This is a genomic window from Phycicoccus duodecadis (assembly GCF_002846495.1).
Taxonomy (GTDB): domain Bacteria; phylum Actinomycetota; class Actinomycetes; order Actinomycetales; family Dermatophilaceae; genus Phycicoccus; species Phycicoccus duodecadis.
Genome location: NZ_PJNE01000001.1, coordinates 2163311 through 2175160 on the forward strand (window position 1 = coordinate 2163311; position 11850 = coordinate 2175160).

Genomic DNA, 11850 nt, shown 5'->3' on the forward strand with positions numbered 1-11850 from the left:
TCAGCGCCGCCGGAAGGTCAGGCGGAGCACCGCGTAGGCCGGGCTGTCGGAGCCGCCGAACGAGGCCCGGGCCTCGCGCATCCGGCCGAGGACGTCGCCGTCGACGTCGCCGACCAGGGTCAGGCCCAGGTCGTCGGCGCGCGCCAGCACGCCGCGCACGTCGGCCGGGCGCACCGCGAAGTCGGGGTCGTCGTCGCCGATGGGGACGGTGAGCAGCAGCAGGCCGCCGGAGCGCAGGGCCCACGAGGCCTGCCCCACGACGTGGGCGACGTCGGAGGCGGTGCAGCCGCCGGGATGCAGGCGCGCGACGACGTCGAGGCTGGCGGTGTCGACGTCGAGGACCTCGATGGCGGCGCGCCGGCCGGTGAGCTCGAGCTCGACCGGGGCGAACCCGAGGGCGCGCGCCCAGCGCGAGAACGGGCTGCCGCCGCCGGACTCGTCGACGACCACGCCGGTGCGGCCGCGGTCGTCGAGCACCCGCACCAGGGCGGCGACGGCGCCGAGGGCGGCCCAGGCCGCGACGGGGTCCTTGGCGCGGGGCAGCCCGAGCAGGCGGGCGGTCTCGACCGCCTCGACGGCCTCGGTGTCGACGGTCAGCAGGTCGGTGGCGCGCAGCTGGTCGGGCAGGTCCCTCGGGGTGAGCTCGAGGACCGGGCCGCGGCGGGCCCGCAGGCCGGCGACGGTGCTGCGCAGGCGGGCCACGCGGCCCATCGGCGGGTGCACCGGGGCGTCGTCGTCGAACGCCGGCGGGGCGGCCAGGGCCTCGATGGCGCCGACGTAGTGGGCCCACGGGCCGCTGAGGTCGGGCGGGCGGACCGCGGCGGCGAGCGCGGCGGCGGCTCCAGGCGCGGCGAGCCGGCGGAGGGCCTCGACCAGCGCCGGGCGGTCGGCGGGGGGCACGAGCAGGCCGTCGACCCCGTCACGGACCTGGCGCGGGAAGGTGCCGACGGCGCTGGCGAGCACCGGCAGCCCGTGGGCGCGCGCCAGCAGGACGTTCTGCGAGGCGGTGGCCGAGCGGTAGGGCAGCACCACGGCGTCGTGGCGCGCCATCAGCCCGGCGATGCGTTCGGACGGCACGTAGCCGCCGTGCACCTCGACGCGCCCCGCCAGGCGGGGGTCGGCGGCCAGCTCGCGCACCCGGCGCCCGGCATCCCCCCAGAGCTCGCCGGCCACGGTGAGGGTGGCGTCGGGGACGTCGCGCAGGGCGTCGACGAGCAGGTCGAGGCCCTTGTACTCGCGCACGATGCCGAGCGAGAGCAGGCGCACGGGGCCGTCATGGGGCGGGCGCGGCTCGCGCTCCCCACCCGGCAGGTGCGGCGGCAGGTCGACCTCGCGGACCCGGCGGGCGCCGAGCTCGGCGGCCAGGCGGGCCTGCTCGTCGGAGTGCACGACGACGGCGTCGGCCCGGCGCAGGAGCGATGAGACCAGCGGGCGGTCGCCGGGGCCGGGCTCGTGCGGCAGGACGTTGTGGGCGACGACGACGACCCGCGGCCCGGGGCCCCCGGGACCGCGCGAGCCGTTCCCGCTCCCGCCCACTCCCGCCGCCCGCAGCAGGGCCAGGTGGGCCGGGACGACGACGGGGACGACGTGCACGACGACGATGACGTCGACGTCGCGCAGCCGCCGGCCGGCCCGGACCCAGGTGTCGGGGCGCGCCCACGACAGCACCCGCAGCGTGCGCGGGAACGGCGGCACGTCGGGTGCGCCCCCGGGGACGGCCTGCTCGCCGGGGTAGAGCAGCGCCGGGTAGAGGTGGCTCCAGGAGACCAGGGTGACGTCGTGGCCGGCGTCGGCCAGCTCGTGCGCCAGCGTGGTGGTGTGCGAGGCGACCCCGCCCTTGAAGGGGTGGGTGGGCCCGACGATGGCCACCCGCAGGGACGCGTCGGAGCCGGTGGGCGGCGTCGCGGCGCCACCCTCCCCCGGCTCAGACACCGTCGCGGGACCGGACGACGAGGTCGGAGAGCAGCGCCAGCGAGGCGATCATCATCCCCGCGACGACGAGCAGCACCGTGCTGGCCGGGAAGTAGAACGGGTGGCGCACCATGTCGACGACGGCCTTGACGACGCCGAGCGCGATCATCCAGAGGGCCGGCGGCATCAGGACCTTGAGCGGGTCGAAGTACATGACCATGCGCAGGACCTGGAGGATGTAGCGGTAGGCGTCGCCGACGAAGTGGAACTTGCTGACGCCGGCGCGCTTGGCGTACGAGGTCTCGACGTACTTGATGTCGTGCTGGTTGCTCAGGAACGCGATGGTGATGGTCGTGACGCACGAGAAGCCCGCGGGGAGCAGGCGCAGGTAGGGCAGCGACACGTCGCGCCGGAACGCGCGCAGGCCCGAGTTCAGGTCGGGGATGCGGGTCTTGGTGAGCCACTCGGCGATCTTGCGGATCAGCCACTTCGCCGGGACGCGCGCCCACTTGTGGGTGCCCTCCTCGGTGGTCCGGGCGCCGACGACCTGGTCGTAGGTGGGGTCGTCGCGCAGGATGCGCACCAGCTCGGGGATGCGCTCGTTCTCGTAGGTCATGTCGGCGTCGGTCCAGACCACGATCTCGCCGCGGGCCTGCTGGGTGCCGATGCGCCGGGCCGTGCCGGAGCCGCCGTTGCGGCGGAACGGCAGGACGCGGATGGCGGGGTAGTGCGCCTGGGCGTCGCGCAGCACCTGGAGGGTGTCGTCGGTGCTGGCGTCGTCGATGCAGAGGATCTCGTAGGTGAGCTCGGACTCCTCGAGCACCGCGCTGATGCGGTCGATCTCCTTCAGCACGTGCGCGCCCTCGTTGTAGCAGGGCAGGACCACCGTGACGTAGGGGGCGGGGCCGGCGCCCCCGGGGCCGTCCTCGATGACGTACCCGGTGCTGGTGCGGGCCGGTGCGCTGCTGGGGTGGGCCGCGGGGTCGTTGCCGCGGCCGGCCATCTCGCCGGTGCGCGGGTCGATCAGCTCGGTCACGGGGGCTGGGGACGCCATCGGGTCAGGGTGCTCGTTCATCGCTCGCGAGCCTACCGGCGCCCGCGCCCGTCCCCCGTCCTCGACGACCCCGGACCAGGCGCGGGCGGTCGACCGGTGGCGTCAGGCGCGGTCGATGAGGCGGGCCACGGCCTTCTCGATGGCCGCCTGCCGCTTGGAGTCGTCGGGGTACGACCGGCGCAGGGTGGCCGCGATCGTCTCGCCGTCCTCGTACTGCTCGATCACGCGCGGGTCGATGTAGGACTTCCGGGCGATGGTGGGCGTGTTGCCGAGGTAGGCCGAGACCTCCTCGACCGCGGCCTTCACGGCCCGCTTCCGCGAGGCCTGGGTGTCGCCCTTCTCGGGGGACTCGGCGAGCGACACGGCCGCCAGCACCGTGGCGTGCCAGGTGCGGAAGTCCTTGGCCGTGAGGTCCTCGGCCACCATCGCGGAGATGTACTCGTTGACGGCCGAGGCCGCGAGGTCGGCCCACGCGGCCTCGCCCTTGTAGGCCAGCAGCCGGGTCGAGCCGCCGCGGCGGCGGCGCATGTAGTTGAGCGACTCGATGACCTGCGGGTCGCTGATCGTGATCGAGTGCTCGATGCCGGACTTGCCGACGAAGCTGAACACCAGGTCGGACCCCACCCGGCGCACGTGCCGGCGCTCGAGGGTCGTCAGGCCGAACGAGCCGTTGGCGTCGGTGTAGGCGTCCGAGCCGATCCGGAAGTACCCGAGGTCGAGCAGCCGGGTGGCCGTGGCCGCGGCCCGGGCCAGCGGCATCCCCTCGGCCTGGAGGTCCTGGATGATCAGCTCGCGCGCCTTGGCCAGCCGCACGCCGGCCCCCTTGACCCGGTCGAACTTCAGCTCGTCGCGCTTGGCCCGCCACACCGGGTGGTAGAGGTACTGGCGCCGGCCCGCGGCATCGGTGCCGATGGCCTGGATGTGGCCGTTCGCGTAGGGGCAGATCCAGACGTCCTCCCACGCCGGCGGGATGGCGAGGCTCCGGATGCGCTCGACCTCGGCCTTGGGGAGCGCCTCACCCCCGGCGTCGCGGTACGAGAAGCCCTTGCCCGCCCGCTTGCGGGTCCAGCCCGCCGACCGCGGGGACACCCGCCGCAACCTCGCCATGGCCGGACCCTACCCACGCCGCGTCCCCCACAACCGTGCCTCCGCTGTGGTTCGACGGCGGCGGGCGTTTTGGCCGGTGTCCGCCCCGTGTGCGACGGTGGCACCATGTCAGGCCTCTCGACCGACGCCGTCTCCGACCTCCTGCGCGAGGTCGCCGCCGAGGTCATCACGCCCCGCTTCCGCTCCCTCGGCGAGGGCGAGGTCATGGAGAAGAACCCCGGCGACCTCGTCACCGTGGCCGACCGCGAGGCCGAGGTGCTCATCTCGGCCGCCCTGCGCGCCGCGTACCCCGACGCCGCGATCCTCGGCGAGGAGGCGTACGCCGCCGACCACGGCCTCATGGACCGTTACCTCACGGCCGGGCACGCCTTCACCGTCGACCCCGTCGACGGCACCAAGAACTTCGTCAACGGCTCCCCCGACCACGCCGTGATGGTGGCCGAGGTCGTCGGCGGGCGGACCGTGCGCGCCTGGATCCACCAGCCCGAGCACGGCGTCACGTGGAGCGCCGAACAGGGCGCGGGCACCTACCGCGACGGCGAGCGGATGACCTGCACGCCCGTCCCCGAAAGCCGTGCGCCGCAGGGCGTCACCTCGATGTGGCCGCTGCGCGGGCACGCCCTCGAGGGCCTGCCCCCGATGCGCCTGTCGTGGGTCTGCTGCGGCGTCGACTACCCCAAACTCATCGAGGGCGCCACCGACTACATCGTGTACTCGCGCTCGAACCCCTGGGACCACGCGCCCGGCACGCTCCTCGTCACCGAGGCCGGCGGCGCGGTCGTGCACCCCGACGGCTCGCCCTACGGCCCCCAGTCGACCCGCCCGGGCCTCATCGTGGCGGTCGACGCGCACACCCGCGGCGCCGTGCAGCGCCGGGCCCAGGAGGCCTTCCGCCGGGCCTGACCGCGGTCAGGGCGCCGGCACCGGCGCGACGTACACCTGGATCCGCCCCAGGTCGAAGCGCCGCGGCGGACGGTCGAGGGCGTGCTCCTCCTCGGGGAAGCGGATGTCGACGAGCTCGCGCGGCGTGAGCCCCAGCGACTCGACCGCGTCCGGCCCGTCGGCCGAGAGCACCACCAGCCGGTGCCCGGACGCCGCTGCTCCGCGCGCCAGATCGGCCACCACGGCCTCGAGCCGGGCCGGGTCCTGGCGCACCGGGGTGGTCGCGACCACGTAGGGCACCCCGCACATCCCCCGCACCGTCTGGGGCCACTCCGACGACGCCCGCCCGTCGATGCCCACCACCACGTCGCCCGGGCGCAGGGCCGCGCACACCGCGTCGACCGCGGCCAGCGACCCGCGCTCGACCCCGACGCCCCGGAACGGCCAGGTGGCCAGCACCGCCGGCACCCCCACGGCCAGCACCGTCAGGGCCGCCACCAGTGGCTGCGCCCAGGACCGCCCGCCCAGCCATCGCGCCGCCCACGCCCCGCCGGCACAGACCAGCACCACCACGAACGGCAGCGCGATGAGCAGCCTCCGGTCGGCCCACGGGTGGTCGGGCGTGATGCCGGGGCGCACCAGCGTCAGCAGCGTCGAGCCGGCCGCGACGACGAGCACGGGGGCCCACGCGACCAGCTCGCCCACGGCCAACCGCCGCAGCACGTGCCGCACGGCGAACGCCAGCACCACCAGGGCCACCACCAGCCCGACCCAGCCGATGTACCAGGACAGCCAGTCGACGGTGTGCTCGGCGTACGTCCGGCCCCCGTCGACGGGCAGCCCCTGGCGCCGCTGCATCCCCGCCACGTAGCGGGCGCCGGGGTCGTTCGGGTCCTGGCGCACCGTCATCCACCAGGGCCGGCTCCACAGCGCGAGGCCGGCCAGCACGACCAGCCCGGCCAGCACCGAGGGGGCCCGCGCCGCCAGGGCGGGCGGGAGGCGCCGCCCCGAGCGCCACAGCCGCAGCAGCCCCCACGATGCCGCCCCGACGACCACGATGAGCGCCAGCAGCGGCACCAGGCTGGCGTGGATGTCGCCGAGGTACCGGTACGACAGCCCCACCGCGAGCGCCCCGGCGACCAGCGTCGACCCCCCGAGGCCGGCGAGCAGGGGGCGCACCCAGCGCCGCCCGAGGCCGGCGGCCACGGCCAGGGCCGGGAGCAGCAGCATCGACTCGCGCAGGGAGTCGACCCGCGCCAGCCCGGTGCCGCCGACCAGCACCCCGGCCAGCAGCGCGAGCCGGCGGGTGCGCGCGTCGTCCTCGCCCGCGACCAGGAGGGTGAGCGCCAGCAGCCCCCCGGCCAGCGTGACGAGCGCGAGCGGCTCGGAGTAGGTGCCGCGCGCCACGTTGAGCACGGGGAACAGCACCCCCGTGAGCCCGGCGGCCGCCACGCCCCACCACGGGCCGACGGCCGCCGCCGCGAGGAGCCCCACCAGCAGGAGCGCGAGCGCCATGACCACCGCCGGCAGGAACATGGCGAGGCCCGCTCCACCGGCCCAGACGCCGTACCCGTAGACCACCGCGGGCGCCATCACGAACTGCGGCTGCACGGCGGGGTCCTGGGGCGAGCCCACCTGGTAGAACGCCGCGCTGGCGAGCGTCACGTCGCCGCGCTCGAGCGGGCCGGGGCCGCCGATGACGGACACGTCGAAGGGCACGACGCGCTCGTGGGTGGCGGTCAGGCTCACGGCCGCCTGGAGGTTGCTCGCGGCGTCGCGGCGGGGCAGGACGTGCTCGGAGTGGGTGGCCCCCGCGTACACGGCGAAGCCGAGGCAGAGGGCGACCATGGCCGCCGCGGCCCCGCGCGTTGCGCGCACCCCCGGCAGGCCGCGCACGGCCCAGGACGAGGCTGCCGCCGCCAGCACGGCCACCGGCCAGCCGACCCAGGGGGTCCACCAGCCCAGCGCGGCCGCGACCCCGCCGACGGCCGACACCAGGACGACCCAGAGGCCGGCGCCGAGTCCCACGGCGGTGAGGACCGCGCCCGGTGCGTCGAGGCTCGCGGGGCGTCGGCTCATGGCACCCGAGCCTAGCCGCGGGCTCCGTTGCTACCGTGCGAGGCGATGGCCACCACGACCCCGCCCGCCGCCCTGCTCGCCCGCCTCGTCGCGGCCGACCCCGGGCGCCCCCGCATCACTGTCTACGACGACACCGGCGGGCCGACCCGCGGCGAGCGCATCGAGCTCTCGGCCCGGGTGCTCGCCAACTGGGTCGCCAAGGCCGCCAACCTCCTCCAGGACGAGCTCGACGCTGGCCCGGGCAGCACCGTCCGCCTCGACCTGCCGCCGCACTGGCGCACCCTGTACTGGGCCTTCGCCTCGTGGTCGGTGGGCGCGTGCGTCGAGCTGCCGGGGGCTGAGGCCGGCGGCGCGCCGGACGTGCTGGTCACCGACGACCCCGAGGTGGCGGCGACGTCCGACGCCGACCGCGTGGTCGTCGTGACGCTGGCCGCCCTGGCCCGGTCGGCCGGCGCGCCGGTGCCGGGCGGCGCCGTCGACGAGGCACGCGACCTGTCCACCCACGGTGACGTCTTCGAGCCCTACGACCTGCCGGATGACGACGCCGAGGCGCTGCGGTCCTCCGGCGGGTCGACGACCTTCGAGGGCCTGGTTCCCACGGCGGCCGCCGGCGGCCGGGTGCACGTGGCGACGAGCGACGTGGGCGACCTCCTGCGGGTGACCCTGGGGGTGTGGGCCGGCGACGGGTCGCTGGTACTCACCCGCGGCGCGCCCGACGACGACGTGCTGGCCGCGCGGCTCACCAGCGAGGGCGTCACCCGCGAGGCCTGAGCACCGAGGGTAGGGACATCCGCGGCGCCTCTCGGATGCTCCCGGCCAGGGCGCAGCCCACCGCGAACACGCCACACCGCACCCCTCTCGGATGCACCCGACCAGGGAGCAGCCCACCGCGAACACGCCACACCGCATCCCTCTCGGATGCTCCCGGCCAGGGAGCAGCCCACCGCGAACACGCCACACCGCACCCCTCTCGGATGCACCCGACCAGGGAGCAGCCCACCGCGAACACGCCACACCGCATCCCTCTCGGATGCACCCGACCAGGGAGCACCTACGTGCTCCTCCAACGGGAGCAACCGAGAGCGCGGAGACACACCCCTCACCCCGCGGCCCGCTCCCCCACCGGGAGCAACCGAGAGGGCAGCACGACACACCCCCACCCCGCGGCCCGCTCCCCCACCGGGAGCAACCGAGAGGGCAGCACGACACACCCCCGCCCCAACGGCCCGCTCCCCCACCGGGAGCATCCGAGAGGAGACGGCCGCATACCCCACCCCAGCGGCCCGCTCCCTCAGCGGGAGCATCCAAGAGGGGGCGACGACGCACCCCACCCGCGGCCGGGTACGAGGCGCGACCGCGACCGGAGCGCCGGCGGCCGGCTCAGCGCATCCGCGCCTCGACGGCCTTCCAGGTGAGCGTGGCGACGACGCCGGTCTGGGCCAGGTGCGCGGCCTTCTGCGCGGCCTTGACGGCCGCCTCGGTGGCGGGGCCGTAGGAACCGTCGGCCGTGATCCGCAGCGCACGCTGCAGCGCGGAGACCGACGACCCGTGGGCCCCCCGCTTGAGCACGACGCCCCAGTAGGGCAGCAGCGGGTGCACGGTCCGCTCGATGGCGTCCCAGGTGCGGCGGTCGACCGCGCCGGTGACGGGCAGCTTGGCCGCCTTCTGGAAAACCTTGACCCGGCTCTCGGTGGCGGGGCCGAACCCGCCGTCGACGGCGAGACCGCCGATGCCGCGCTGGAGGACCTTGACGGCCGTCCCGCTGGCACCGCGCTTGAGGAGGCTCGCCTTGTAGGCGGTGAACTCGGTGCTCAGGCTCGGGGTGGCGACGGCGGTGCCGGTCGAGCCGGTGGGTCTCGGCGTGGCGGCGGCCGGAGTGGTGGCGGCGACCAGGACCTTCCAGTCCTTGGCGTCGATGACGCCGTCGACCGCGAGGCCCTTGCTCTTCTGCCAGACCTTGACCCGCGCCAGGGTGGCCGGGCCGAAGGAGCCGTCGGTGGCGAGGCCACCCACGGCCCGCTGCATCGCCGTGACGGCCGCGCCGCGGCTCCAGAGCCGCAGGGTCACGCCGGCGTACCGCGCGAGGGGCGAGGTGGCCGGGGTCGAGACCGAGCCCGCCGGGGGCGTCGCCGGCGTCGGGGTGGGCGTGGCCGGGGCGGGCGGGGTGGGGGTGGCCGGGACGGGTGTGCTCGAGCCGGTGTCGGCGATGAGGGCGTTCCAGACCCGGCTGTCGACGACACCGGTGACGGTCAGGCCCTTCGACTGCTGGTAGGCCCTGACCCGGGTCTCGGTCGCGGGCCCGAACGAGCTGTCGACCACCAGGCCGCCCATGGCCTTCTGGAGCACCGAGACCGCGCTGCCGCTCGAGCCACGCCGCAGCGTGACGTTGACGTAGTCCTTGAGGTTCGTCGACGGCGGGGTCGTCGGCACCGGCGTGCTGCCGGCCCTGGGCCCGGTCAGGTAGCTCGTCACCGGAACGCCGGTCCACCACGAGGTGCGGGCGTACGCGCCGTCCCAGGTGAAGGACAGGTGGATGTGGTCGCGGTGCGGCGAGGAGCCGGTGTACGCCGTCCAGCCACGCTCGGGCGCCCACGCCTTCCAGATCTGCCGGTTCCAGATCATGTAGTTGATGCCGAAGCGGCGCGCCATCGCGGCTGGCCGGCCCTGTGCGTCGGGCGCCGCCAGCCAACGGGTCAGCGCGTTGCCCAGGGCCAGGTCGGCCGGCTTGCTGGCGTCGAGCATCCAGTCGAGCGCGCGGCCCTCGCCGTGCTCCTGGTCGCACTTGCGCAGCACGCCGTAGACGTGCGACCCGTAGGTGGCGTTGAGCAGCTTCGCGAAGGCGATGGGGCCCGGCTGGCTCTCGGTGAGGCAGAGCACGCCCTTCTGGTAGGGCGGGGCGACGTCCAGCCCGCTCGGCAGGCTCCGGCTCGGCTTCGGGAAGGGGATGGTCGCCGCGTGGGCGGCGCCCCCGGCCAGCGGCAGCGCGATGACGGACGCCGACAGCGCCCCGAGGGCGCGGGCGGGGCCGCGCCAGGGGGACGGCGAGGCGTGCTTGGGCAGGGCCACGGGTTACTCCATCGACGAAAAATGGCGCCCGGGGCAGGGGACCGGGCGCGCTCGTCGGTCCACGTCCCGGACGTCACATCCGTCACGCCAGACCTACGAGCACCACAGTTGTCTCACCTGCCACGCACGGTCGCAACACGTTCCGACGAATTACAGGGATGTACTTCGCGCTCGACGTCTCCGGACCGAGGATCCTCCGGCCGCGCCGCCGCGCAACGCACCGATCCTCCCCCGCGGAGGGCCTCGCCTCCGCGGGAGCACCGGGCGCTAAGGTGTCATGTATGGACAAAGTCGTCTCCACCCCCGCCGAGGCCGTGGCCGGGATCACCGACGGGGCCAGCCTGGCCGTCGGGGGTTTCGGGCTCGTCGGTGTGCCCTCCGTCCTCATCGCCGAGCTGCACCGCGCCGGCGTCCGTGACCTCGAGGCGTTCTCGAACAACTGCGGGGTCGACGACTGGGGCCTCGGCATCCTGCTGCAGAGCAAGCAGCTCCGCCGGATGGTCGCCAGCTACGTCGGCGAGAACAAGGAGTTCGCCCGCCAGTTCCTCGAGGGCGAGCTCGAGGTCGAGCTGACACCCCAGGGCACGCTGGCCGAGCGGCTGCGTGCCGGCGGCTCCGGCATCCCCGCCTTCTACACCCCCACGGGCGTCGGCAGCCAGGTCGCCGACGGTGGCCTGCCCTGGCGCTACGACGGGAAGGGCGGCGTCGCCGTCTCCTCCCCCGCCAAGGAGGTGCGCGTCTTCACCGTCGACGGCCGCGAGCGCGAGTACGTGCTCGAGCACGCGATCGTCGCCGACTTCGGCCTGGTGCGCGCCTGGAAGGGCGACCGGCACGGCAACCTCGTGTTCAACAAGTCGGCCCGGAACTTCAACCCCCTGGCCGCGATGGCGGGGAAGGTCACCATCGCCGAGGTCGAGGAGCTCGTCGAGCCCGGCGAGATCGACCCGCAGGAGGTCCACCTCCCCGGCATCTACGTACACCGCGTGCTCCCCCTCACCCCCGAGCAGGCCGCCGACAAGCGCATCGAGAAGCGCACCGTCACCGCCGCGACCGACACCCCGGAGGCCTGACATGCCCCTGACCCGCCAGCAGATGGCCGCCCGCGCCGCCGCCGAGCTGCACGACGGCTCCTACGTCAACCTCGGCATCGGCCTGCCCACCCTCGTGCCCAACCACGTGCCCGACGACGTCGAGATCGTCCTGCAGTCCGAGAACGGCATCCTCGGCGTCGGCGCCTACCCCACCGACGACGCCGTCGACCCCGACCTGGTCAACGCCGGCAAGGAGACCGTCACGGTCCGCCGCGGCGCCTCGTACTTCGACTCGGCGCTCTCCTTCGGGATGATCCGCGGCGGCAAGGTCGACGCCGCCATCCTGGGCGCCATGCAGGTCTCGGCCGCCGGCGACATCGCCAACTGGATGATCCCCGGCAAGATGGTCAAGGGGATGGGCGGCGCCATGGACCTGGTGCACGGCGCCCAGCACGTCATCGTGCTGATGGAGCACGTGGCCAAGGACGGCTCGCACAAGATCGTCCAGGAGTGCTCGCTGCCGCTGACGGGCAAGGCGGTGGTGCAGCGCATCATCACCGACCTCGCGGTCATCGACGTGACCGATGCCGGGCTGGTCCTGCGCGAGCTGGCGCCCGACGTCACCGAGGAGCAGGTCCGCGAGGCCACCGGCGCCCCCCTGACCGTCGACCTCGCCTGACGCCCCACGGCGGCGGTGCGCCGCGGCGGCGGTGCGCCGCG

General features: G+C 75.0%; 9 protein-coding genes. 4 read left to right on the plus strand and 5 right to left on the minus strand.

What is annotated here, in order from left to right; translation table 11 throughout:
- The 3 genes from ATL31_RS10160 to ATL31_RS10170 all read right to left on the minus strand — a co-directional run bounded on the left by ATL31_RS10160 (position 1) and on the right by ATL31_RS10170 (position 4054).
- A complete protein-coding gene (locus ATL31_RS10160; protein ID WP_211284007.1) occupies positions 1–1932 on the minus strand; it encodes a glycosyltransferase family 4 protein in 1932 nt (643 codons plus the stop codon).
- Entirely contained in the window at positions 1925–2986 is a 1062-nt protein-coding gene (locus tag ATL31_RS10165; RefSeq protein ID WP_245862238.1) for a glycosyltransferase family 2 protein, read from the minus strand. Before ATL31_RS10165 ends, ATL31_RS10160 begins: the two co-directional genes overlap by 8 nt.
- Positions 2987–3067: 81 nt before the next feature.
- Positions 3068–4054 carry a DNA topoisomerase IB gene (locus tag ATL31_RS10170; protein WP_245862241.1) on the minus strand — a complete coding sequence of 329 codons (987 nt, stop codon included), beginning with the start codon at positions 4052–4054 and terminating at the stop codon, positions 3068–3070.
- Positions 4055–4177: 123 nt separating this feature from the next.
- Here ATL31_RS10170 and ATL31_RS10175 point away from each other — a divergent pair, with 123 nt between their 5' ends.
- Positions 4178–4975 carry an inositol monophosphatase family protein gene (locus ATL31_RS10175; protein WP_101395666.1) on the plus strand — a complete coding sequence of 266 codons (798 nt, stop codon included), beginning with the start codon at positions 4178–4180 and terminating at the stop codon, positions 4973–4975.
- A gap of 6 nt (positions 4976–4981) precedes the next feature.
- Here the strand turns inward: ATL31_RS10175 and ATL31_RS10180 are convergent, their stop codons facing one another.
- Positions 4982–7033, minus strand: coding sequence for a hypothetical protein (locus ATL31_RS10180; protein WP_101395667.1), 2052 nt, complete (start codon positions 7031–7033; stop codon positions 4982–4984).
- A gap of 45 nt (positions 7034–7078) precedes the next feature.
- On the opposite strand from ATL31_RS10180, the gene ATL31_RS10185 reads away from it, so the two are divergent.
- On the plus strand, positions 7079–7804 hold the full coding sequence (locus ATL31_RS10185) for a TIGR03089 family protein (protein WP_101395668.1): 726 nt from the start codon (positions 7079–7081) through the stop codon (positions 7802–7804).
- Between the two features lie 609 nt (positions 7805–8413).
- Here ATL31_RS10185 and ATL31_RS10190 read toward each other — a convergent pair.
- Positions 8414–10099, minus strand: a complete 1686-nt coding sequence (locus tag ATL31_RS10190; RefSeq protein WP_101395669.1) for a peptidoglycan-binding domain-containing protein — start codon at positions 10097–10099, stop codon at positions 8414–8416.
- A 281-nt stretch (positions 10100–10380) separates the two neighbouring features.
- Between ATL31_RS10190 and ATL31_RS10195 the strand changes: the two genes are divergently transcribed.
- Positions 10381–11169, plus strand: a complete 789-nt coding sequence (locus ATL31_RS10195) for a CoA transferase subunit A (protein WP_101395670.1) — start codon at positions 10381–10383, stop codon at positions 11167–11169.
- A 1-nt stretch (position 11170) separates the two neighbouring features.
- The gene (locus ATL31_RS10200; protein ID WP_101395671.1) at positions 11171–11809 is read left to right on the plus strand and encodes a 3-oxoacid CoA-transferase subunit B; all 639 of its coding nucleotides are present in this window, start codon (positions 11171–11173) and stop codon (positions 11807–11809) included.
- The last annotated feature ends 41 nt before the right edge of the window (positions 11810–11850 follow it).